Genomic DNA, 22,064 nt, shown 5'->3' with positions numbered 1-22,064 from the left:
CGGAGGATAAAAGATTGGCTTGGACGACTGAAAAACGCTACAAACGCTATGAAGACTGGACTCAGGAAGAGCTACAGCACATCAAAGACAATATCGCTAAATCTCCTTGGCGGGCTAATTACCATGTAGAGCCTCAAACAGGTCTGCTCAATGACCCCAATGGCTTTTCTTATTTTGACGGCAAGTGGGTGGTTTTCTACCAAAACTTTCCTTTCGGAGCAGCTCACGGTCTCAAGTGCTGGGTCCAGATGGAAAGTGACGACCTAGTTCACTTCACGGAAACTGGTCTTCGAGTGCTGCCAGATACTGCTCTGGACAGCCACGGCGCCTATTCTGGCTCTGCCATGCAGTTTGACGACAAGCTCTTTCTCTTCTATACTGGCAATGTTCGTGATGAAAACTGGGTGCGTCATCCTTATCAAATCGGTGCCTTGTTAGATAAATCAGGCAATCTCAAAAAAATTGACAAGGTCTTGATTGAGCAGCCTGCTGAAGCGACCGACCACTTCCGCGATCCCCAGATTTTCAACTACAAAGGGCAGTTCTATGCCATTGTTGGTGGGCAAAACCTAGACAGGCAAGGTTATGTCGAGCTATACAAGGCAGTTGATAATGACTATACCAACTGGGAAGTCGTTGGCGATTTGGACTTCGCCAATGACAAGACAGCCTATATGATGGAGTGTCCTAATCTAGTCTTTATCAATGACCAGCCAGTCCTGCTCTATTGCCCTCAAGGTTTGTCTAAGGATGTACAGGACTATGGCAACATTTATCCAAACATGTATAAAATAGGTCAATCGTTTGACACAAGTAACGCTACTTTGATTAATCCTAGCCCTATCCAAAATCTGGACTATGGCTTCGACTGCTACGCGACCCAAGCTTTTAACGCACCTGACGGTCGTGCACTCGCTGTCAGCTGGCTAGGCTTGCCTGATGTGGAATACCCATCTGACCGCTTCGACCATCAAGGAGCCTTCTCCCTCGTCAAGGAATTAAGTCTGAAAGACGGCAAGCTCTACCAGTACCCAGTGCCTTCTATCAAGGATTTGCGAGCAGAGGAACAGCCTTTCACTGCTCTGGCAGAAAGCAAGAACAGCTACGAACTAGATCTAAATCTCGCTGCAGACACCGAGCATGAAATCGTCCTCTTTGCAGACAAGGATGGCAAGGGACTACGCATCAACTTCGACCTCAAGGCAGGGAAAGTGATCGTTGACCGCAGTCAGGCAGGTGAGCCATTTGCTCTGGACTTTGGAACCATCCGAAGCTGTGATATTGACAAAGAAGCCACAAGTGCTACTATCTTCATCGATAAATCGATTTTTGAAATTTTCATCAATAAAGGAGAGAAAGTATTTTCCGGCCGTGTCTTCCCAAGAGAAGACCAGACAGGTATTGCTATTACCAAGGGTAATCCAACCGGTACTTACTATGAATTAGATTATGGTCGCAAAGCTAACTGATGTAGCAAAACTAGCAGGAGTCAGCCCCACAACTGTTTCCCGCGTCATCAACAGAAAAGGCTACTTATCCGACAAAACGATCTCTAAGGTTGAGGCAGCCATGCGAGAATTGGCCTACAAGCCCAACAATCTGGCGCGCAGCCTCCAGGGAAAGTCGGCCAAGCTAATTGGACTCATTTTTCCTAATATCAGCAATGTCTTTTATGCAGAATTGATTGACAAGCTGGAGCATGAGCTCTTTAAACAAGGCTATAAAACCATCATCTGCAATAGTGAGCATGACTCTGACAAGGAGCGTGAATACCTTGAGATGCTGGAAGCCAATCAGGTGGACGGCATCATTTCCGGCAGCCACAATCTAGGTATCGAGGACTACAATCGCGTGACAGCACCAATCATTGCCTTTGACCGGAATCTCTCGCCGGATATCCCAGTTGTTTCCTCAGACAACTACGGAGGCGGAGTACTGGCGGCTCAGACCTTGGTCAAGGCCGGAGCTCAAAACGTCATCATGATAACTGGCAATGACAATTCCAACTCACCAACCGGCCTGCGCCATGCTGGCTTTGCTTCCGTCCTGCCAGACGCACCGATTATCAATGTTTCCAGTGATTTCTCACCGGTCCGTAAGGAGATGGAAATCAAGCAAATTCTGACTCAGACCAAACCTGATGGCATTTTTACATCAGACGATCTGACAGCCATTTTAATTATGAAGGTCGCACAGGAGCTGAACATCCAGATCCCTGAAGATTTGAAAATCATTGGCTACGATGGCACCTACTTTGTGGAGAACTACTACCCACAGCTGGCAACGATCAAGCAGCCACTGAAAGATATCGCCCGTCTCTCTGTAGACCTACTCCTCAAAAAAATTGCCGGCCAAGAAGTCCAAACAACTGGCTATTTCCTGCCAGTCAGCCTCTTGCCTGGTAAGAGTGTTTAACACAGATATAAGCAAGCAAAGACGACATCCATTATTGGAAGTCGTCTTTATTTAGCCATAGTCTAAAAAATTTCTCACAGGGCAATAATCAATTATTACTCTTTCTTTCTAAAGGTTAACAAACCGGCCAGGAAAGCAAGGAAGCCACCTAAAAGTGCCAGCAGGGAAGTGCTTGTTCCGGTTTTTGGCAAGGCTTTTTCTGTTTGGCTAGCCGCTTCTTTTACTTCTGAAGCCTGAGTTTTTTGCCCATCCAAGGATAAAGCCTGAGGCTGAGCGTTGGCTGCATAAGGGGCAGACAGCTGCTCTTTTTGAGCTACTGGAGCTTGAGATTTTTCTTCCTGAGCTGGGGTCACTTTTCGAAGTCGCAAAATAGTCGCTGTCAGCGGAGCTAGGGCTAAACCATTGCTGTTTCTGGTGACACCTGCTGGATCAGAAATGGCTGTCACTCCTGCCGTATTACCATCTGCCACAACCTCTGCACCTGCTAGATGCTTGTAGGCTTCACCAAAGTTGAATTGTCGTTCCTTGGTGTCTGCATTGATAAAGACCGCATAAATATCACCATTTGACGCAACTACTTGGTAACCGAGCACAAGGTCTTCTTTCTCAACACCATCCTTGCCAGGCTGGGTAATGAGGGTCACATTTTGCTCCACTTCATCTTTGGAACTGCGGGTAAAGGCATCCGTTGATTTCCGCAAGGCAATCAAGCCTTTCATATAGGAACGGCTCTTGGCATTTTCAGGGAATTTCTCCGAATCAGTCGCCTTGGTCCAATCAAAATGGTTGACCGCGTCGCTCGAATCATAAGAATCATGAATGAAGTACGGATAGTCAAACGGCGTGCCGTCCTCATTGGTTAACAAATGCGCTTTGTTTGGAACCTTGTCTTCTGAGACCGGATATTTATAATCGGGATCGCGGAATTGCTTGGTCCGGCCGTACTCTTGACCAGAGTGGATAAATGGTGTCCCTTGCGAAGTCAGAATCATCAGATTTCCCAGACGCAGGCGGCGATGAATCTCTTGATAATTGGCAGCCACTGCCGGATCTTTCTTGATTGACTGAGCAATGATATCAAAGAGCGTCAGATTATCATGGGCTGCGATGTATTGGATCACATCTCCTGGGCTATCCGCCTCAAAATTGGTTGGCTGCGCCTTGATGTTTTTGAAGACATTTTCCACACTGCGTTTGCCACCGGTGATAAAGGCTGGTGTTCCCTCATTTGGATAACCTGATTTCAAGGTATTGCGAATATCATCAGAGAAGACTGCTACCGTGTCTGTTGACTTCATCCAAGATTGGTCAGCCGGCTGGACAGCTTTATTTTCATCACCTGCATAAGTCTTCCAGCCCTCACCCAGCATAATGAGATTTGGATTGAGCTTTTTAGCTTCTTCAAAAGCTTTTTGGATGGACTCAGCATCGTGGTCCCCCATCATATCAAAGCGGAAACCATCTACCTTGTACTGCTCTGTCAGGTACTTGATCGAATCCACCAAGACCCGTCTGCTCATATAGTGAGTAGTACCCAAGCGGCCGCCGCCAAAGCTGGATCTCGGTGTACCATCCGCATCCATAAAGTGGTAGTAATTAGGCTCCAAATCCTCAAAGATAGAGGTTTTAGCCGTATGATTATAGACCACATCCATGATAACGCCCATGCCGCGCTTATGAATTTCATTGACAAGATTTTTGAATTCCTCAATGCGCTTGGCTGGATCTGTCGGCGCACTGGAGTACATACCTGTCAGCGAGAAGTAGTTTTGCGGGTCATAGCCCCAGTTATAGTTGCTGTTGCTAGAAGCGTACTTGTCCATGCGCTCAGCATTTTTCAGCTCATTTACAAAGTAATAACTTAGAACTGGCAGGAGCTGAACGTGGGTCACTCCCAAGTCTTTCAAATAATCTAATTTCTCAATGAAAGCTGAGAAGGTTCCAAATTGAGATTTCAAATCCTTTGAAATAGCTGGATCAGAGGTAAAGTCACGAACGTGCGCCTCATAAATCAAGGCATCTTCCCGCTTCTTGAAGTTCGGAATAGTAGCATAGGTCAGGTCTTTCGGTCCATATTCACTTGGATCTACAAAGGCTGCCTTAGCAATCTTGTAGGCATCCCCCTTGTCCGCATCTTCACTGTTCCAAGCTGCTAAAGACTTGGCATAAGGATCCAGCACAAGAAACTTTTTGCCGCCGCGAGTAATTTCATAATGATAAAAATATCCACGATAGTCAGAAATTCCTAGACCGCTCTCAGGCGTCAAACTGCTGGTCCATGTGCCAGACTCACCTTTCTGCATAGCTATGCGCCCAAGGACCTTGTTCTGATCTTCCTTGTCATAGACCACCAAATCAACTTGGTCCGCACTTGGTGACCAGAAAGTTAGGTCCACTTGTTTGCCCGCCTGAGAAACACGCGCTCCCAACTCACCATCATACTTGTAAATACTATCCTTCAGCTGCCAGTTCATGCTGGTTTTGAATTGATCATTTCCATATTTGATAAGGTAAGGTGACTGGGCTTGGTTAAAATCACCGATGAATTTGGCACTTTTGGTCTCAGGAGCCAGAACCACATCTTTAACAGCGACTTCATGGCCATCTTTGTCTGTAATCTTTAAGTTCTTTAAAATGTCCTCTTTTTTAGCACTTTCTAAGGTAGAAAAGCTGGCCTCAATCTCAGTCAAGCCAATATGCTGGGCTCCCGTCATACGAATATCATTGGCAAAGTAAGGGTTGGTATAAACTGTCGGATCCGCATCACGCAAGAAAATTTGGCTGTTTTTCTCCAAATTCGTGAAATTATAATCCTGATTTTGAATCTTCACATCATCTCCTGATTTGCTTTCGTCTAAAAGTAAGAAGCCAATCGTCTTAGCAGCATCCTTCAAGGGAACATCTACATAGCGGCCATATTTCCCAGTCTTCTCAAAGTTCACTCCGTCAGGCCAATTCTTACTTGGATTTTGGACATCTCCCCAGAGCCAGAGCGACTTCTTATCATACTGGCCGTCTGTACGATAGTAGTTGATTCGAACCATCCCTTTTTTCAAAGGCTCGTAAGTATGAGGTTGATAGTCTGTGTCAAACCAAATCTCATTCATCTGAGGACTGAGTAGCTCGACCGTCTTGTCACCCGTAATATTCTGACCTGCTGTATTATTGATTAGAAGGCTGATTTTGCTTCTTTTCTCAGCCATCTTAACATCAAGATAATAACCGTAGTCATCTTCTTTAGCAGTCGCAAAACTAGTCGCTCCGGTCGGCCAAGCTCCCTTTTGACTAGAAGGCGTCTCAACATCATCCCAAGTCCACAGGCCCAAGCTATCTAAATTTTGTGAGGGCAAGGTTTTGAAATGAAAGCGAATATTGCCCTCTTCGATAGCTTCTTTCGCTGAAGCTTGCGGCTGACTAACGGGTTCTTGCTTGTCTTTTTCACTTGGATTTGCAGCATCTTGACCAGCTGCTTCTGAAACTGCACTAGCTGGAGCTTGATCTGCTAGCATACCAGTTGGAGCTGCCTGCTCTGAAGCCCCCGCTCCTGAACTATCTGCCTCTCCAGTTTTTTCTTCATCTACTGACTTAGGTAGGGCGGACGCATTTGCATTAGATACTGCTTCTGTTGCTGGGCTGGTGGCTGTGCTCGCCTCATCCGCTTGGACTAGCTGAGCATTCCCCAGTAGGAAAACTGAGGCAATGACAACAGAGGCCACTCCTACTTTTAAGCGACGGATGCCGAAATAATGACGCTTTTCCCCCATCCGAGACTGTAGGTGATAGTTATTTTTCATAAACAGAAAACTCCTTTATTTTTTCTTATAGAGAACATCTATGCAAACGTTTTCTGTATTTATTATACCGATTCTCCTTCAAGTTGTAAAGGCTTTCAAGAAGAGTTTTTTAACTCAGATATTTCATGCTCTCTGTGCGGATTTTGATGATTAGGATAAACTATTTCTGGTTTAAACCACCTTTGACAGTTATGAACCACCTTAAAAACGGATGACTTGTACACAACTTTTCCCTTATCACTAGGTCTAAATGCAGACTTATTTTGCTAAAATTAAAAAAATCCGAGATCAACTCAGAGAAAATCAAAAACAGATTTTCAAAGAGTGTCATCTCGGATTTTTTGTTATCTTTCTGGCTCGCAATGAGACTGTATAGTAAAAACAAACATAAAGGACAATTACGAAAGCTAGCAGAGCTTCTGCATGACTTAGGCAAACAAGCCATGCCCAACCTAGATAATCAAGTCCCAGTTTCAGGGCAAAAGCTGTATTGACAAGAGGAAAGGTCAAGGCTGACCAGCTAAGCTGAGGTCCCAGTCGGAAAATGCGAGGTAAGAGGCATAGAACCAAGAGATAAAAGGCCTGCGATAAGAGGAGCAGCAAGGCGACAAACCAACCTTCAGCATCAGAACTAGCCAAACGGATATAACTTCCCAGCAGGAGCGAAAAAGGTGCACAGTAAATGGCCCACTGCGGCTTTAAAGCATCAGGCAGCCTTTGTGACCGCCTAGCCCTGTAAAATAAGGGATATAGAATCAAACTCAGTAGCAGAGCAAAAAACCAAGCTACATAGCCCAAAAATGGCTGATGAACTACACCCTGAGTCAAGCTTGCCATGGCCAAGCCAACATAGAGAACCGTCCAGCTCGGGGTTAAAGATAATCCTTCGGCCTTAAAAACATACTTCCAAGTAAAGATAGCTATTAGAAAAACATGCAGCAGCAAGGCCAAGTACCAAAGCAACTGGCTCATCCAAAATAAGCCAAGCTTGCTTAGGTAAGAAGCTAAGAGCATACTAGCCATAGGATAAGTCGCAAAGCTCGATAAGAAAGGGGCCTTTTGCAAATCCTGCCGATAGTCCGAAAATGACAGTACTAAAGCCAGTGTCAGATAAATCCAAAGTATCAATGCCAGACCATTTAACAAGTGGAAAAAGATAGAATGGTAGTTCAGTAAAAGATTAGCTAAGCCAAATAGGCCAAGAATCAACCCAGATAAGAGAATGGGCGGTCGTTTGCTGTTCACGAAGCAACTCCTTTTATAGTAATGTCATGAAGTCCCTTTTCAATGCCAATCAGACGTTTGTTTGCTATCATTTCTATGAAACTTCTAAAATATGCCGCAGCTGGACTGCACTCGGTGAGACAATGGGAAGAAAAGCTCCTTCGTTCCAACGGCGGATAAATCCAGAAGTCGAATTACTCAAGTATCCTCTGCCTCCACTAGCCTGCAACTCCAAGAGCAGACTTTGAGCCACTACATCAACTATATCAATTCGCAGCTGGAAGAGCTCCTTAGGACGCTCAACAAAATAGCCAGGCTGGAGAAGTCCTCTATAGAGCTGATCCTGGATTTCAGTCAGAGCAGCCACTTGCTCCTCCCACTCCTCTCTCAAAATGGAGCGAACTGACAGATTGGCCTCGACCTCCGTCAGAGACTTCTCTGCTAAGCCAAGAGCCAAACCAAACTGATAACCTAGAAAAGCTGGGCGATTTTCTGCCAAAAAGTCCTGGACATCTTGAGCAAGAATCCATTCCTCTTGCAAAGGCACATGGTTAAAGGTCAGGGCAGCTGTATTTCCCCCTTGCAAAGATACAAACTCTAAATCCGCTGAACGGGAGAAATTCTCTGCGTCAGATGGCACAGCCAGAACCAGCGGCTGGCGGCTCCCGTCTTCGAAACCGGCAACAAATATGCTGAGAAAGCGATCCGCGCGAGCATTGGTTACCCAAGGCAGACGTCCCTTGAGATAAAGCTGTCCATCTTCTTCCACAATAGAGACATTTAACTCTTCTAAGTCCGACAGGAATTTAACAGCATTGGACAGGGCTGTCGCACCTGCATATTCCCCTGACAAGAGCCCTTCCAAATAGTGGTGTCTAAAGTAGGGATTAGGAGATTTTAAAATGTTATCAATAAAGGTCCTCTGCCCCCAAGAGATAAAGGAAGCGGTCAAGGAATGGTGAGCCAGCTCCTTGAGCACTTCAATCACATCGGTATCATTGCCACCTCGGCCTCCCAGCTCTTCTGGAACGCCAACCCTAAAGGCTCCTTCAGCGGCGATACGCTCAATCAGTTGGTTACCCGCTTCACAGGATTCTTTGTCAATCTGATCAGCGTGATCATCCAACCAGTTGATAAACTCTTCTGAAAAAAATGTCATTTGCCACCTCCTTAAATACTAGGCATAAGGCTGTAATTCCGGATTAATTGGCGTGTTGGCCAGATTATTGGCATAATTGCAAAGAGTCGCAAGGCTGACACCCAGAACTACATCCAGAGCATTCTCATGCGAATAGCCCGCTTCTAGGAAGTCTGCCAAGGCTTCATCTCCGACCCGTCCCTTGGTATTGATGACAGCAATGGTAAATTTAGCAAGTGTATCTAACTTCGGATCTGTATCAATCGGAGTACGATTGCGCAGAGCCTCCAAAAGATCATCATTCATTTGAATCTGCTTGATTGAAAAAGCTGTATGACCCGCCACACAGAAAGCACAGCCATTGGTAACCGCAGCCGTAATCTGCACTACTTCACGCTCAGTCGGTGTCAGGCTGTTACGGCGATTGATAGCTCCAACCGTCCGATATGTTTCCAAAGCCGTTGGCGCATTGGCCAAAAGACCGATAAGATTAGGAATATAACCACCGTTATCTTTTTGAACAGTTTCCAGGACTTCTTTTACCTCGGCTGGTGCGGACTCAATCGTGTGGATAGTAAATTCTGACATATGAAACCTCATTTCTTTTAATTAGAAACTATCTTAACATAGGACCAATAGCTTGTATAATATATATTTTATATAAGTCCTATAAAGAGAATATAATGCGATTTTTCAAACTAAAATATATTTCCCTCGTGAGGTAGCTCCACATCAATTCCAAACAAGAATCCGAAACGAGAAAAAGAAGCCTTTGGGCTTCGATTTTTTAATATTTCCTGAATCTCTGGTAGCGATTTTCCAGTAATTGCTCCAAGGGTAGCTGAGACAGACTATTCAACTCAGTTGCGATTTCTTCTTTCACTGCAGCCAGTAATTCATGGTTGTTAAAGCCTCTTTCAGGAATGACCTTATCCACCACTTCCATCTGCAAGAGCTCGTGTGAAGTAATTTTCATCAGCTCGGCTGCTTCCATAGCGCGGCTGCCGTCTTTCCAGAGGATAGAAGCAAAGCCTTCTGGACTAAGAACTGCATACATAGAGTTTTCCAGCATCCAGACCTTGTCTGCTACAGCCAAAGCCAAGGCACCACCTGAGCCACCTTCACCAATGATGATGGCAATAATCGGTACTTTGAGATTGCTCATTTCCATCAAATTGCGGGCAATAGCTTCCCCTTGGCCACGTTCCTCAGCACCGACACCAGGATAAGCACCTGCCGTATTGATAAAGGTTACCACAGGACGACCAAATTTTTCCGCCTGCTTCATGAGACGCAGAGCCTTGCGGTAGCCTTCCGGATGCGGCTGTCCAAAGTTTCGTCGCAAATTATCCTGCAAATTGCGACCCTTTTGAATACCGACCACCGTTACAGGCTGACCGTTTAGTGTCCCAATACCTCCAATCACTGCACCGTCATCTCGAAAAGAGCGATCTCCATGCAGCTCGACGAAGTTATCAAAAATTCCTTGTGCAAAATCCAGCGCAGTCAAACGAGCCTGATCACGCGCTTCTTTAATAATCCGAGTGATTTTTGTCATGCTTGACCTCCATGGAATGCTAATAAGGTAGCAAGTGTATCTCTCATGTCACCACGCTTGACGATGGCATCAACAAAACCATGCTCCATGAGAAATTCAGCCTTTTGAAAATCATCTGGCAGCTTCTCACGAACTGTAGACTCAATGACCCGACGCCCGGCAAATCCAACAAGAGCCTGAGTTTCAGCCAGAATAATATCACCCTCCATAGCGAAAGAGGCTGTGACACCACCAGTTGTCGGATCTGTCAAGACAGTCAAATAGAAGAGGCCTGCAGCAGAGTGCCGCTGAACAGCCGCAGAGACCTTAGCCATCTGCATCAAGCTCATAATGCCCTCTTGCATGCGGGCACCGCCAGAAGCCGTAAACAGAACGACTGGCAATTTATGCTCTGTCGCATACTCAAAGAGGCGGGTAATCTTTTCACCCACAACTGTCCCCATAGAAGCCATGATAAAGTTCGAATCCATGATTCCAAGAGCCGTTTTATGCCCCTTGATGCTAGCCGTCCCAGTCAGAACAGCCTCATCAAGTCCCGTCTTCTCACGGGTAAGAGCCAACTTCTCCTGATAGTTTGGGAAGTTCAGAGGATCCTTGGTTTCAATTCCAGTGAACATCTCCTCAAAACTGTTCTCATCCACAGTTAGGTTTAAGCGCTCATGAGCAGAGATACGGAAATTATAGCCACAGTTAGGACACACACTGTCATTCCCAAGATCTTTTTGGTAAATGGTATGCTTACAACCTGGGCATTTCGAAAAGAGTTCGTCTGGTACCTCAGGCTTTGCTTGAGGCTTTTCCCGACTCGCTCGATTAGGATTGATACGGATATATTTATCCTTCTTTGAAAACAAAGCCATCGTTTACGTCTTCTCCTTTTCAAGATTTTATACTCAGGCACATCAAACAGCAAGAGCCACTATCTTTCGAGTTTACAGAGCAGCTCTTACATGTCTCATCTATTGTTTCTCTTGATAAGCCGGAAGGAACTTCTCCATGAGAAAGGCTGTGTCATAATCACCAGCAATTACATTAGAATCTGAGATTAAGTCCAATTGGAAACCACTGTTGGTCACAACACCGTCAATTTCTAGTTCATAGAGTGCACGTTGCATCTTCATCAGAGCATCAAAGCGATTTTCCCCGTGAACAATTATCTTCGCAATCATGCTATCGTAATAAGGCGGGATGGTATAGCCAGGATAGACGGCTGAATCCACGCGCAGACCCACTCCACCGCTTGGCAGATAAACATTTGAAATCTTACCTGGACTCGGCGCAAAGTTAAAGGCTGGATTTTCAGCATTAATCCGACACTCAATCGCATGCCCTCGGATTTCAACATCATCCTGACTGAAGGACAGCTTCTGACCGTTTGCAATCTTAATCTGCTCTTTTACAATATCCACACCGGTAACAAACTCGGTCACTGGATGCTCAACCTGCACCCGAGTGTTCATCTCCATAAAGTAGAATTCACCCTTGGCTTCATCAAGCAGAAACTCAATTGTACCAGCATTTTCATAGCCGACAGACTGAGCAGCCCGAACAGCTGCTTCACCAATCTGCTGACGCAGGGTTTTCCCAATCGCCACAGATGGACTTTCTTCCAGCACCTTCTGATTATTACGCTGCAAAGAGCAATCCCGCTCGCCCAAGTGGACGACATGCCCCTGCTGATCTGCCAAAATCTGCACTTCAATATGGCGCGCTGGATAGATGACTCGCTCCATATACATAGCACCATTACCAAAGGCCGCTTTGGCTTCGCTAGATGCAGACTCAAAGGCCGCTACTAAATCCTCAGCCTTCTCAACCTTACGAATTCCCTTGCCGCCGCCGCCAGCAGAAGCTTTAAGCATGACTGGATAACCAATCTTTTCAGCGACTTCCAAAGCTTCTTCAGAGGTATGAACTTCTCCATCAGAACCTGGGATAACCGGCACTTTCGCCTTAATCATTTGAGCCCGAGCATTAATCTTGTCGCCCATCAAGTCCATCACAGCACCTGAAGGTCCAATAAACTTAATGCCGACTTCTTCGCACATGGTCGCAAATTTAGAGTTTTCGCTCAAAAAACCAAAACCAGGATGAATGGCTTCTGTACCTGTCAGAACAGCAGCAGACAGGACAGCGTTCATATTCAGATAAGAATCTGTAGACTTGGCTGGGCCGATGCAGACAGCCTCATCAGCCAGTAAGGTATGGAGTGCTTCCTTGTCAGCCGTTGAATAGACAGCTACCGTATCAATTCCCAACTCGCGGGCTGCACGAATAATTCTGACCGCAATTTCCCCACGGTTAGCAATTAAAATTTTACGAAACATGGTGAAAGCTCCTTTTATCTACTGGCCAATCGCAAAGGTCAAGGTACCACTGGCTGCAAGTTTCCCATCAACTTCTGCTTTCGCCTCTACAACCGCAATGGTTCCGCGACGCTTGACAAACTTAGCTGTCATAATTAGCTGATCACCTGGTACAACTTGCTTTTTGAACTTAACCTTGTCCATGCCAGCATAGAAGACCAGTTTGCCCTTATTTTCTTCTTTGGACAATTCCAGCACGCCGGCTGTTTGAGCTAGAGCTTCCATGATCAAGACACCTGGCATCACAGGATATTGAGGAAAATGTCCGTTAAAGAAAGGCTCATTGACTGTAACGTTTTTCAGAGCAACAATCTCATCTTCACTAACTTCCAAAACTCGGTCTACCAAAAGCATCGGATAGCGGTGCGGAAGTGCTTCTTTTATTGCATTGATATCAATCATTTGATCCGTACCAGCCCTTTCCCAAATTCAACCATTTCTTCATTCTGAACCAGAATTTCTGTAACCAGACCATCTTTAGGTGCTGGAACTTCATTCATGACCTTCATCGCTTCAATAATCATCAGGGTTTGACCTTTTTTAACTTGGTCTCCAACAGATACAAACGGCGGCTTGTCTGGACCAGCTGCTAAGTAAGCCACACCAACCAAAGGACTTTCCACAACATCACCTTCAGCAGCAGGTGCCGGAGCTTCTGAAACTGCTTCTGGCTCTGCAGGCGGAGCTGCTTGAGGAGTTGGCTCAATCACAGGCGCACTCGTAGCCTGCAAAGGTGCAGCAATTGGAGCAGCACTGGCTGTTGGAACTGGAGCCTGACCTTCATTCTTACTAAAAGTCAGCTCATCGCTCTGATTTTTGTAAGAAAACTCACGCAGACTAGACTGGTCAAACTGCGCCATTAAATCTTTAATTTCGTTGATATTCATAGGTTTTTAAGCCTCCCAGCGTTTAAAGGCAAGAACTGCATTGTGGCCGCCAAAGCCAAATGTATTGGAAATTGCATAAGGGATTTCCTGTTCCTTACCTTGACCGTAAATAACGTTGGCTTCAATATAGTCTGGCAGCTCTGTTGTACCAGCTGTTTTTGGCACATAGCTATGACGCATTGCTTCAATCGTCGCAATAGCCTCAACCGCGCCCGCTGCACCGAGCAAGTGTCCTGTAAAGGATTTAGTTGAAGACACCGCTACATCTTTACCAAAGACAGAAACAATGGCTCCGCTTTCGCCTTTTTCGTTAGCAGGGGTTGATGTACCATGAGCATTGACATAAGCTACATCTTTTGGCTCAATTTCAGCTTCTTCAACCGCCTGTTTAATCGCCTTGATAGCGCCCAAACCTTCTGGATGCGGAGAGGTCATATGGTAAGCGTCACAAGTGTGGCCGTATCCTACCACCTCAGCCAAAATAGTTGCTCCACGCTTCTCAGCATGTTCCAAACTTTCCAGAACCAGCATACCAGAACCTTCACCCATGACAAAGCCATTGCGGTCCTTATCAAACGGAATAGAAGCGCGCTTAGGATCTTCTGTCATAGAAAGAGCAGTCAGAGCCTGGAAACCAGCAATCGCAAACGGCGTAATAGAAGCTTCTGAGCCACCGACCAGCATGACATCTTGATAACCGAACTTAATTGAGCGGAAAGCTTCACCAATCGCATCGTTTGCTGAGGCACAGGCTGTATTGACCGACTTACAGATACCATTGGCTCCAAAGCGCATAGCCACATTTCCTGCCCCCATATTTGGCAGGGCTTTTGGCAAGGTCAAAGGTTTGATACGTTTAGGACCTTTTTCATGCAAGCGAACAACCTGCTCTTCAATTTCCTGAATCCCACCGATACCTGAAGCCACAATGACACCAAAGCGATCCTTATCCAACGCATCTACATCTAAGTGAGCATTGTTGACCGCTTCTTGAGAAGCATAAATCGCATAAAGTGTGTAATTATCATAACGATTGGTATCCTTTTTGACAAAGTATTTATCAAAAGGAAAATCCTGAATTTCCGCCGCATTGTGAACACTGTATTCACTATGATCAAATTTAGTAATTGGACCGATTCCAATATTGCCTTCTTTTAAATTATTCCAGAATTCTTCTGGAGTATTCCCGATAGGTGAAGTTAAACCGTATCCTGTTACAACAACTCGATTAAGTTTCATATTGAGCTCCTTTATTTAGATGAATCAACTGATTTTCTACTCGTTAATATTCAAAAACTGTGACTTACTGCATAGTAAAGCCGCCATCAATCGTGATGACTTGACCCGTCAGATATTCTTGACCCGCCAAGAAGAGAGCAACATCTGCTACTTCTTCCGGAGTACCAAAACGCTTCATCGGAATGAGCGCCAGAGACGCTTCCTTAATTTTTTCTGGGAGCACATCTGTCATATCAGATGCGATAAAGCCAGGGGCAATGCAGTTCACACGGATATTACGCGCTGCCACTTCACGGGCTACTGACTTAGAAAAACCAATCAGACCGGCCTTGGAAGCTGCATAGTTTGCCTGACCGATATTTCCAGCCAAACCAACAACACTCGATAGGTTGATAATAGCACCCTGACGAGCTTTTGTCATCGGTTTCAGGACTGATTGTGTCATATTGAATGTTCCAGTCAAGTTCACTTTCAGCACCTGCTCAAAATCTTCTTCCGTCATTTTCAGCATCAGCTTATCACGTGTAATACCAGCGTTATTGACCAATACATCCACAGACCCCAGAGCCGCAACAGCTTCTTCCACTATCCGCTGAGCATCCGCAGATTTAGACACATCCCCAATAACAGCTACGACTTTACCAGAATAGCCGGCAAATTCAGCCAAAATATCATCAGAAATCCCGCTTAGTCCGTTTAAGATAACATTGGCTCCGACACTGGCAAATTTATGCGCAATTGCCAGCCCAATCCCACGAGCGGACCCTGTAATTAACACATTCTTGTTTTGTAATTCCATGATGATTCCTCATTATTTTTCTAGAAGAGCATTCAAACTTTCTACATCTTCAACTTGGCGTACATCCGCAGATTTATCAATTTTCTTAATAAAACCAGACAGGACTTTGCCAGGACCGATTTCGATAAATTCAGTCACACCAGTTTCCTGCATCTTAGCAATGCTGTCATAAAAGCGCACCGGCTCCATTACCTGACGGGTCAAAAGCTCTTTGACTCTTTCTTTTTCCATCACACTTGCTTCAGTATTTCCGACTAATGGCCGTACAAAATCTGAAAACTCAACTGTTTCCAAGACTTCTGCCAATCGTTCGCTGGCTGGCTTTAAAAGCGCCGTATGGAAAGGCCCGGATACATTGAGCGGAATTAAGCGCTTGACACCGGCATCTTTCAAAAGCCCCACAGCCTTGTCTACTGCTGCCACTTCTCCGCCAATAACAATCTGACTAGGCGTATTATAGTTGGCTGGTGAGACTACACCAATAGCGCTTGCTTCCTGACAGACCTCTTCAATGAGAGAAGCCTCAGCATTTAAAACTGCGACCATTTTTCCAGAACCTGCTGGAGCTGCCTCTTCCATGAAGCTACCACGCTTAGCAACCAAGCCCACTGCAGTCTTAAAATCAAGGGCGCCCGCAGCCACCAAAGCAGAATATTCTCCAAGCGAGAGACCTGCTACCATATCAGGCTCGATTCCCTTATCAGCCAAGAGCCGATAAATAGCTACTGAAGTTGTTAAAATAGCCGGTTGCGTGTAGCGAGTTTGATTGAGCTTTTCTTCATCTTGATCGATCAAAGCTCGGACATCATAACCTAGAACTTGGCTAGCTTCATCAAAAGTTGACCGCACAAGCTCATACTGATCATAAAGCTCACGCCCCATTCCAAGGTACTGCGCTCCCTGACCGGCAAAGAGAAAGGCTCTTTTAGTCATTTCTAGTTACTCCTGCCCAACGTTTAGCTTCCTGCTGAATTTTCTCAGCAGCACCATAGTAGATATCTTTGAGGATTTCTTCGACTGTCTCTTCCTTACTGATTAAACCAGCAATTTGACCAGACATGACGGAACCATTTTCCACATCTCCGCGAACAACCGCATTGGCCAAAGCACCAGCTCCAAGATTTTCAAAAACAGTCAAATCTGGATTTTCTTGCTTGAAGGCTTCTTTTTCTGCCTTTTCGAAATCACGTGTCAGCTTATTCTTGATAGCACGAACCGCGTGACCAAAATGTTGTGCAGAGATAGTCGTATCAATATCGCGAGCCTTCAAAATCATGTTCTTATAGTTTTGATGGGCATTGGATTCCTTTGCAACAACAAAGCGAGTTCCGACCTGAACAGCCTCTGCTCCCAGCATAAATCCAGCCGCAGCACCAGCACCATCTGCAATACCACCGGCAGCAATAACCGGAATACTGACTGCTTCTGCAACCTGACGAACTAAGGACATGGTAGTCAATTTCCCGATGTGACCGCCTGCTTCCATACCTTCTGCAATGACTGCATCCGCACCGATTTTTTCCATCCGCTTAGCCAAGGCCACACTTGGCACAACAGGGATAACTGTAATCCCCGCTTCATGGAAACGAGCCATGTGCTTGCTTGGATTACCCGCACCAGTCGTTACTACTTTTACTCCCTCTTCAATGACGAGATCAACAATGTCGTCCGCAAAAGGAGACAGCAGCATGATATTAACCCCGAAAGGACGGTCTGTTAAGGACTTAATCTTGTCAATATTAGCCTTTACCACTTCCTTAGGTGCATTTCCGCCACCGATGATACCAAGACCACCGGCTTTTGAAACTGCGCCAGCCAAGTCGCCGTCAGCAACCCAGGCCATCCCGCCTTGGAAAATAGGATAATCAATGTTCAATAATTCTGTAATACGTGTTTGCATAATACCTTCCTTTTATCATTGCTTAAGTAATAGCTTGATTTCAAACTACCACACGCTAGATGTATTTTCTTTACTTTGACAGTCAAACTATTACCTAAACAAGAGAGAATATCTTTCGATACTCTCAGTTACTTGCTTATTTAGTTTTTTCTTCTACATAAGCAACCAAATCACCAACTGTGTTCAAACCTTCTTCAGTTTCGATTTGGATGTCAAATGCATCTTCAATTTCTGAAATCACTTGGAACAAATCCAATGAATCTGCTTCAAGATCATCGAAAGTTGACTCAAGAGTAACTTCTGATGGCTCTTTGCCAAGTTCTTCAACGATAATTTCTTGTACTTTTTCAAATACTGCCATGGATAGACTCCTTTAAAAATAAAATATTTTTTATCATGTGTTTCCACTTGATTAACTAAATTGTAACAATAAGCGTGCCCCATGTCAAACCTCCACCGAAACCTGACATCAAAATTGTCTGATTTCCGTTCAGTTTAATCAGTCCTTGCTCGACACACTCAGATAATAAAATCGGGATGCTAGCAGCGCTAGTATTGCCATATTCCATCATATTGGCTGGAAGTTTCTCCCGCGCAACACCAAGCTTCTTAGCCATTTTATCCAAAATACGGATATTTGCCTGATGCAGCAACAGAAAATCCAAATCTTCCGCTGAAAGCTGACTGCTTTCAATGGTTTCCCTGATAGAACGAGCAACATCACGAATAGCAAAGTCGAAAATAGCTCTACCGTCCATTGTCAGATAAGGCTGATTCTCACCTTTTTCTGAAAAAGGTGAAGACAAACCGATTTTTCCGCAGGTCAGACTATCTCCGCGAGATCCGTCCGTAAACTGACTTTCTGCCAAAAAATGCTGTTCTGAAGCACTTTCCAACAGGACACCGCCAGCACCATCTCCAAAGAGAACCGCTGTTGAACGATCCGACCAATCTACCGTCTTAGAGAGCGTCTCACTTCCTATGACTAGACCTTTTTGATAACGGCCTGAAGAAATAAATTTTTCCCCAGTAGATAGGGCGAAGATAAAGCCACTGCAGGCTGCCGTCAAATCAAAGGCAAAGGCATTCTTAGCACCGATGTTTGCCTGTACTCTAGCAGCTGTTGAAGGCATTAAAGAATCAGGTGTAATGGTGGCAACAATGATAAAGTCCAGATCTTGAGCAGAAATTCCTGACTTTTGCAGCAAACTCTCTGCTACTTTTGTAGCTAAATCACTGGTCGTTTCATCTGACGATAAATGGCGTTTTTTAATCCCAGTTCGACTTGAAATCCACTCATCACTGGTATCCATAATCTTGGCTAGATCATCATTGCTGACAATCTGACGGGGAGCATAATGAGCCGCTTGGCTAATCTTAGCATAGTTCATTATTTCAAATCCTCTAGGAAACTATATAAATTTTGCAGGCCCTTTTGCATCACTTGTCTCTCTTCTGGACTCATCCCATCCACTACTTGCATGACCATGCGGTTGTGGAATCGCTTGTGAAGACGATACAAAAGCCGCCCATTCTTTGTCAAATTCAGATGCACCACACGACGGTCAACTTCCGACCGACGCCGCTCAATATAACCCTTACGCTCCAGATTATTCAAACTAGTCGTAACAGTCCCCAAGGTAACCATCAATTCTCGTGATATATCACTTGGAGTAGCATTTGGGGTTGTGCCAATGACATCTATTGTATGCATTTCCTTAATGGAGACATCGTTGAAGCGACTGCTTCTTAGGCTCGATTCTTCAATAACCAAGACATTATTGAAAATAGACGTTAAGTAATCATTTACTAACTGAAAATTCAAAACCAACCCTCCTTAAGAAAATACTTTGACAATCAAATTTTATCAGATAGAAAAGTAATTTGCAAGCTTTTTTGAAAATTAATTTGATTTTCAAATATTTCCGTAAACAACTTGCAAATTAAGCAACCTTGAACCAATACATTATTTACCTATGAAGTTTGGACGACGCTTCTCAGAGTATGCCCGAACTCCCTCTTTGAAATCTTCTGTGAAAGCCAGCGATTTCTGCAGTTCCAACTCTAGCTCTGCATACTCAGACCAGCCACTGAACAGACTCTTCCAAACCATTTCTTTCATGGCTCTGTAAGAATTTAGAGAGCCACGTTTCAGCTTCTTCAGCAACTGTTCCGTTGTTTTTTCCAATTTCTCTGCTTCACAGACTTTATAAAGCAAGCCGTAATCCAGAGCTTTCTCTGCAGTCAGAGCTTCCCCAGTCATAACCAGATGGGTCGCCCGAGTTACCCCGATAGCACGAGTCAGTAAGAAAAGACCACCAGCATCTGGCGCCAGACCAACACCTACAAAGGCCTGAATGAAACGGGATTTTTCAGTGGCAATACAGAAATCTGCTGCAACGACCATATTAGCAGCCGCACCAGCAACTGGGCCATCAACACTCATGATGATAGGCTTAGGCAGACGCTTCATAGCAAAGGAAATATCATTCACCAGCTCTGCGATTTTCACCAAGGATTGGACGTCATCATCACTGACAGCTCTCTGCATCTCAGCCAAATCCCCACCCACTGAAAAAACCTTACCATTAGCATTGATAACTAAAAATTTGACGGACTCATCCTTAGCAGCAAGTTCAATAGCCTCTAAAATTTCCTCACACATAGGAATATTAAAGCCATTTGAAACTTCAGGACGATTAAAAGTAATCGTTGCTACCTCATCTGCTACATGATAGAGAATTCCATTAAATGTCATTTCAGCTCCATTCCCGACCCGATTTCAAATCAGCCGTTTTGTTTTATTCTTAAATAATTTGATATTCAAATTATACACAACTTATATTTTATCATAAAATATAAAAGAAAGGAAATAAAAAATGGGAAAAAATAGATGGTCTTCAAATTTGAAGTGTAAAAGTAATATTTTGGATAAAAATAGTATAAAAACTGCGTTTGAATAATTTTCAGAATTTTGTTATAATTTTTAAAATAAGATAGGAGAACCAATGAAAGTTGTAAAATTTGGCGGAAGTTCACTGGCTTCTGCGACTCAATTAGAAAAAGTTTTGAACATTGTCAAATCTGATCCTGAACGTCGGTTTGTTGTAGTATCAGCGCCAGGAAAACGACACGATGACGATATCAAAGTAACCGATGCTCTGATTAAATACTACCGAGAGTACATAGCAGGAAATGATGTCACACCAAATCAACAGTGGATTATCAATCGCTATGCAGATATGGTGGCAGAACTTGGTTTGAAACCAAAAGTTCTGGAGAAAATTTCCAAAAGCATCACAAGCCTTGCAACTTTGCCAATTGAAGATAATGCATTTCTTTATGATACTTTTCTTGCTGCTGGAGAAAACAACAACGCCAAATTAATTGCAGCTTATTTCAGTCAAAATGGCGTTCCAGCTAGCTACGTACATCCAAGAGAAGCAGGACTCGTCGTTTCCAGTGAACCTGGCAATGCAAGAATTCTCCCTTCTAGCTATGATAAGATTGAAGAACTCAACAATTCTGACGAAGTTCTAGTTATCCCAGGTTTCTTTGGTGTTACTCAAGATGGCCAAATCTGTACTTTCTCCCGTGGTGGTTCTGATATTACAGGTTCTATCATTGCTGCGGGTGTCAAAGCAGATATTTATGAAAACTTTACTGATGTTGATGGGATCTTTGCTGCCCATCCTGGCATTGTCCACAAGCCACATTCCATTCCCGAGCTAACCTATCGTGAAATGCGTGAATTAGCCTACGCTGGCTTTACCGTTCTCCATGACGAGGCTCTGCTTCCAGCATACCGCGGCAAAATCCCGCTGGTTATTAAAAATACCAACAACCCAGAACATCCAGGTACCCAAATTGTTCATAAACACAGCAAGGACCATCTACCAGTCGTAGGAATTGCTGGAGATGCAGGCTTTGTCAGCATTAATATGTCCAAGTACCTGATGAACAGAGAAATTGGCTTTGGTAGACGCGTCCTTCAAATTCTCGAAGACCTGAATATTGGTTGGGAGCACATGCCTACAGGAATTGACGACCTTTCCATTATCTTACGTGAGCGCGAATTAACTCCTATCAAAGAGGAAGAAATTCTTCGCCAACTTGTCCAAAAAGCAGAGGTTGATCATGCAGAAATTGAACACGACCTTTCCATTATCATGATTGTTGGCGAAAAAATGAAAAGTCATATTGGTGTAACTGCCACTGCAACGAAAGCTCTTTCAGAAAACAATATCAACATTCAAATGATGTCCCAAGGCTCAAGCGAAGTATCCATCATGTTTGTTGTTGAAAAGAATCAAGAAAAAGCTGCCATTCGCGCACTTTACCGAGCTTTCTTTGAACCCCAAACACAGGAGTAAGACCATACCTAGAAACCATGTTTATCAAACAAAATCTAATCAAAAAAGCAGAAACTAGTCACTGACTAACTTCTGCTTTTTTCATTTAACTATAAAGAATACAAAGTCAAACTTTAGAATACACTAAAATAAGACTATAGAATACCTTGTCTCCAGTATACTCCATCACTAAAAATAAAAAGAGGTAAAAAACCTCTTTGAAACTCCGCCAGTAGGACTCGAACCTACGACATCATGATTAACAGTCATGCGCTACTACCAACTGAGCTATGGCGGATAACTGCTAAGCGACTTCCATATCTCACAGGGGGCAACCCCCAACTACTTCCGGCGTTCTAGGGCTTAACTGCTGTGTTCGGCATGGGTACAGG

The 22,064-nt window shown here is 44.4% G+C and carries 20 protein-coding genes, 1 tRNA gene and 1 rRNA gene; 3 read left to right on the top strand and 19 right to left on the bottom strand.

The genetic code is table 11. The features are described from left to right. Positions 1 to 14: 14 nt before the first annotated feature. A complete protein-coding gene (locus K1I94_RS09520) occupies positions 15 to 1,469 on the top strand; it encodes a sucrose-6-phosphate hydrolase (protein WP_223315169.1) in 1,455 nt (484 codons plus the stop codon). Then, positions 1,450 to 2,415, top strand: coding sequence for a LacI family DNA-binding transcriptional regulator (locus tag K1I94_RS09515; RefSeq protein ID WP_002907204.1), 966 nt, complete (start codon positions 1,450 to 1,452; stop codon positions 2,413 to 2,415). Before K1I94_RS09520 ends, K1I94_RS09515 begins: the two co-directional genes overlap by 20 nt. 95 nt (positions 2,416 to 2,510) lie before the next feature. On the opposite strand, the gene K1I94_RS09510 is transcribed toward K1I94_RS09515, so the two are convergent. The 17 genes from K1I94_RS09510 to K1I94_RS09430 form a co-directional block, all read right to left on the bottom strand. Further along, positions 2,511 to 6,209: a pullulanase gene (locus K1I94_RS09510; RefSeq protein ID WP_002907205.1), complete on the bottom strand. Its 3,699-nt coding sequence runs from the start codon at positions 6,207 to 6,209 to the stop codon at positions 2,511 to 2,513. Positions 6,210 to 6,536: 327 nt separating this feature from the next. Beyond that, positions 6,537 to 7,454, bottom strand: a complete 918-nt coding sequence (locus K1I94_RS09505) for a TDT family transporter (RefSeq protein WP_223315168.1) — start codon at positions 7,452 to 7,454, stop codon at positions 6,537 to 6,539. Between the two features lie 73 nt (positions 7,455 to 7,527). Next, complete coding sequence (locus tag K1I94_RS09500) at positions 7,528 to 8,592, bottom strand: acyl-CoA dehydrogenase family protein (RefSeq protein ID WP_223315167.1); 1,065 nt, start codon at positions 8,590 to 8,592, stop codon at positions 7,528 to 7,530. A gap of 18 nt (positions 8,593 to 8,610) precedes the next feature. Beyond that, entirely contained in the window at positions 8,611 to 9,159 is a 549-nt protein-coding gene (locus K1I94_RS09495) for a carboxymuconolactone decarboxylase family protein (protein WP_223315166.1), read from the bottom strand. A gap of 199 nt (positions 9,160 to 9,358) precedes the next feature. Beyond that, on the bottom strand, positions 9,359 to 10,129 hold the full coding sequence (locus K1I94_RS09490; RefSeq protein WP_002927615.1) for an acetyl-CoA carboxylase carboxyl transferase subunit alpha: 771 nt from the start codon (positions 10,127 to 10,129) through the stop codon (positions 9,359 to 9,361). After that, positions 10,126 to 10,989, bottom strand: a complete 864-nt coding sequence (gene accD / locus K1I94_RS09485) for an acetyl-CoA carboxylase, carboxyltransferase subunit beta (protein WP_002901174.1) — start codon at positions 10,987 to 10,989, stop codon at positions 10,126 to 10,128. Before accD ends, K1I94_RS09490 begins: the two co-directional genes overlap by 4 nt. Positions 10,990 to 11,088: 99 nt before the next feature. After that, on the bottom strand, positions 11,089 to 12,456 hold the full coding sequence (locus tag K1I94_RS09480) for an acetyl-CoA carboxylase biotin carboxylase subunit (RefSeq protein WP_049540997.1): 1,368 nt from the start codon (positions 12,454 to 12,456) through the stop codon (positions 11,089 to 11,091). Positions 12,457 to 12,474: 18 nt separating this feature from the next. After that, complete coding sequence (gene fabZ / locus K1I94_RS09475) at positions 12,475 to 12,897, bottom strand: 3-hydroxyacyl-ACP dehydratase FabZ (RefSeq protein ID WP_002896886.1); 423 nt, start codon at positions 12,895 to 12,897, stop codon at positions 12,475 to 12,477. Then, positions 12,894 to 13,382, bottom strand: coding sequence for an acetyl-CoA carboxylase biotin carboxyl carrier protein (accB, locus tag K1I94_RS09470; protein WP_124765616.1), 489 nt, complete (start codon positions 13,380 to 13,382; stop codon positions 12,894 to 12,896). The genes fabZ and accB overlap by 4 nt, the downstream gene beginning before the upstream one ends. A gap of 6 nt (positions 13,383 to 13,388) precedes the next feature. Then, a complete protein-coding gene (gene fabF, locus K1I94_RS09465; RefSeq protein ID WP_124765618.1) occupies positions 13,389 to 14,621 on the bottom strand; it encodes a beta-ketoacyl-ACP synthase II in 1,233 nt (410 codons plus the stop codon). Between the two features lie 64 nt (positions 14,622 to 14,685). Beyond that, positions 14,686 to 15,420, bottom strand: a complete 735-nt coding sequence (fabG, locus tag K1I94_RS09460; RefSeq protein ID WP_002893608.1) for a 3-oxoacyl-[acyl-carrier-protein] reductase — start codon at positions 15,418 to 15,420, stop codon at positions 14,686 to 14,688. Positions 15,421 to 15,432: 12 nt separating this feature from the next. Continuing rightward, a complete protein-coding gene (fabD, locus tag K1I94_RS09455; RefSeq protein WP_223315165.1) occupies positions 15,433 to 16,353 on the bottom strand; it encodes an ACP S-malonyltransferase in 921 nt (306 codons plus the stop codon). Continuing rightward, the gene (gene fabK / locus K1I94_RS09450) at positions 16,346 to 17,320 is read right to left on the bottom strand and encodes an enoyl-[acyl-carrier-protein] reductase FabK (RefSeq protein ID WP_002902460.1); all 975 of its coding nucleotides are present in this window, start codon (positions 17,318 to 17,320) and stop codon (positions 16,346 to 16,348) included. Before fabK ends, fabD begins: the two co-directional genes overlap by 8 nt. A gap of 136 nt (positions 17,321 to 17,456) precedes the next feature. Continuing rightward, positions 17,457 to 17,681, bottom strand: a complete 225-nt coding sequence (locus K1I94_RS09445; RefSeq protein ID WP_002893611.1) for an acyl carrier protein — start codon at positions 17,679 to 17,681, stop codon at positions 17,457 to 17,459. Between the two features lie 55 nt (positions 17,682 to 17,736). Beyond that, positions 17,737 to 18,711: a beta-ketoacyl-ACP synthase III gene (locus K1I94_RS09440; RefSeq protein WP_223315164.1), complete on the bottom strand. Its 975-nt coding sequence runs from the start codon at positions 18,709 to 18,711 to the stop codon at positions 17,737 to 17,739. After that, complete coding sequence (gene fabT / locus K1I94_RS09435; RefSeq protein ID WP_002901186.1) at positions 18,711 to 19,145, bottom strand: fatty acid biosynthesis transcriptional regulator FabT; 435 nt, start codon at positions 19,143 to 19,145, stop codon at positions 18,711 to 18,713. The genes K1I94_RS09440 and fabT overlap by 1 nt, the downstream gene beginning before the upstream one ends. 141 nt (positions 19,146 to 19,286) lie before the next feature. Further along, positions 19,287 to 20,078, bottom strand: coding sequence for an enoyl-CoA hydratase (locus tag K1I94_RS09430; RefSeq protein ID WP_223315163.1), 792 nt, complete (start codon positions 20,076 to 20,078; stop codon positions 19,287 to 19,289). A gap of 250 nt (positions 20,079 to 20,328) precedes the next feature. Here K1I94_RS09430 and K1I94_RS09425 point away from each other — a divergent pair, with 250 nt between their 5' ends. Beyond that, entirely contained in the window at positions 20,329 to 21,693 is a 1,365-nt protein-coding gene (locus K1I94_RS09425) for an aspartate kinase (RefSeq protein ID WP_002902457.1), read from the top strand. A gap of 203 nt (positions 21,694 to 21,896) precedes the next feature. On the opposite strand, the gene K1I94_RS09420 is transcribed toward K1I94_RS09425, so the two are convergent. Together K1I94_RS09420 and rrf are read right to left on the bottom strand one after the other, a co-directional pair. Continuing rightward, a tRNA-Asn gene (locus tag K1I94_RS09420) sits at positions 21,897 to 21,970 on the bottom strand. A gap of 5 nt (positions 21,971 to 21,975) precedes the next feature. Further along, positions 21,976 to 22,064 (bottom strand): 5S ribosomal RNA (gene rrf, locus K1I94_RS11485); the annotation flags it as partial.

The organism is Streptococcus sanguinis (assembly GCF_019929145.1).
GTDB classification, from domain to species: domain Bacteria; phylum Bacillota; class Bacilli; order Lactobacillales; family Streptococcaceae; genus Streptococcus; species Streptococcus sanguinis_U.
This window is presented reverse-complemented; position numbering and strand designations above follow the sequence as displayed.

Bases quoted from the DNA above. Each gene is read 5' to 3' on its own strand.
- fabD (WP_223315165.1), bottom strand. From the start codon at position 16,353: ATGACTAAAAGAGCCTTTCTCTTTGCCGGTCAGGGAGCGCAGTACCTT.
- fabK (WP_002902460.1), bottom strand. From the start codon at position 17,320: ATGCAAACACGTATTACAGAATTATTGAACATTGATTATCCTATTTTC.
- K1I94_RS09430 (WP_223315163.1), bottom strand. From the start codon at position 20,078: ATGACATTTAATGGAATTCTCTATCATGTAGCAGATGAGGTAGCAACG.
- fabF (WP_124765618.1), bottom strand. From the start codon at position 14,621: ATGAAACTTAATCGAGTTGTTGTAACAGGATACGGTTTAACTTCACCT.
- K1I94_RS09515 (WP_002907204.1), top strand. From the start codon at position 1,450: ATGGTCGCAAAGCTAACTGATGTAGCAAAACTAGCAGGAGTCAGCCCC.
- accB (WP_124765616.1), bottom strand. From the start codon at position 13,382: ATGAATATCAACGAAATTAAAGATTTAATGGCGCAGTTTGACCAGTCT.
- K1I94_RS09480 (WP_049540997.1), bottom strand. From the start codon at position 12,456: ATGTTTCGTAAAATTTTAATTGCTAACCGTGGGGAAATTGCGGTCAGA.
- K1I94_RS09490 (WP_002927615.1), bottom strand. From the start codon at position 10,129: ATGACAAAAATCACTCGGATTATTAAAGAAGCGCGTGATCAGGCTCGT.
- fabZ (WP_002896886.1), bottom strand. From the start codon at position 12,897: ATGATTGATATCAATGCAATAAAAGAAGCACTTCCGCACCGCTATCCG.
- K1I94_RS09445 (WP_002893611.1), bottom strand. From the start codon at position 17,681: ATGGCAGTATTTGAAAAAGTACAAGAAATTATCGTTGAAGAACTTGGC.
- fabG (WP_002893608.1), bottom strand. From the start codon at position 15,420: ATGGAATTACAAAACAAGAATGTGTTAATTACAGGGTCCGCTCGTGGG.
- K1I94_RS09440 (WP_223315164.1), bottom strand. From the start codon at position 18,711: ATGAACTATGCTAAGATTAGCCAAGCGGCTCATTATGCTCCCCGTCAG.
- K1I94_RS09495 (WP_223315166.1), bottom strand. From the start codon at position 9,159: ATGTCAGAATTTACTATCCACACGATTGAGTCCGCACCAGCCGAGGTA.
- K1I94_RS09500 (WP_223315167.1), bottom strand. From the start codon at position 8,592: ATGACATTTTTTTCAGAAGAGTTTATCAACTGGTTGGATGATCACGCT.
- K1I94_RS09425 (WP_002902457.1), top strand. From the start codon at position 20,329: ATGAAAGTTGTAAAATTTGGCGGAAGTTCACTGGCTTCTGCGACTCAA.
- accD (WP_002901174.1), bottom strand. From the start codon at position 10,989: ATGGCTTTGTTTTCAAAGAAGGATAAATATATCCGTATCAATCCTAAT.
- K1I94_RS09510 (WP_002907205.1), bottom strand. From the start codon at position 6,209: ATGAAAAATAACTATCACCTACAGTCTCGGATGGGGGAAAAGCGTCAT.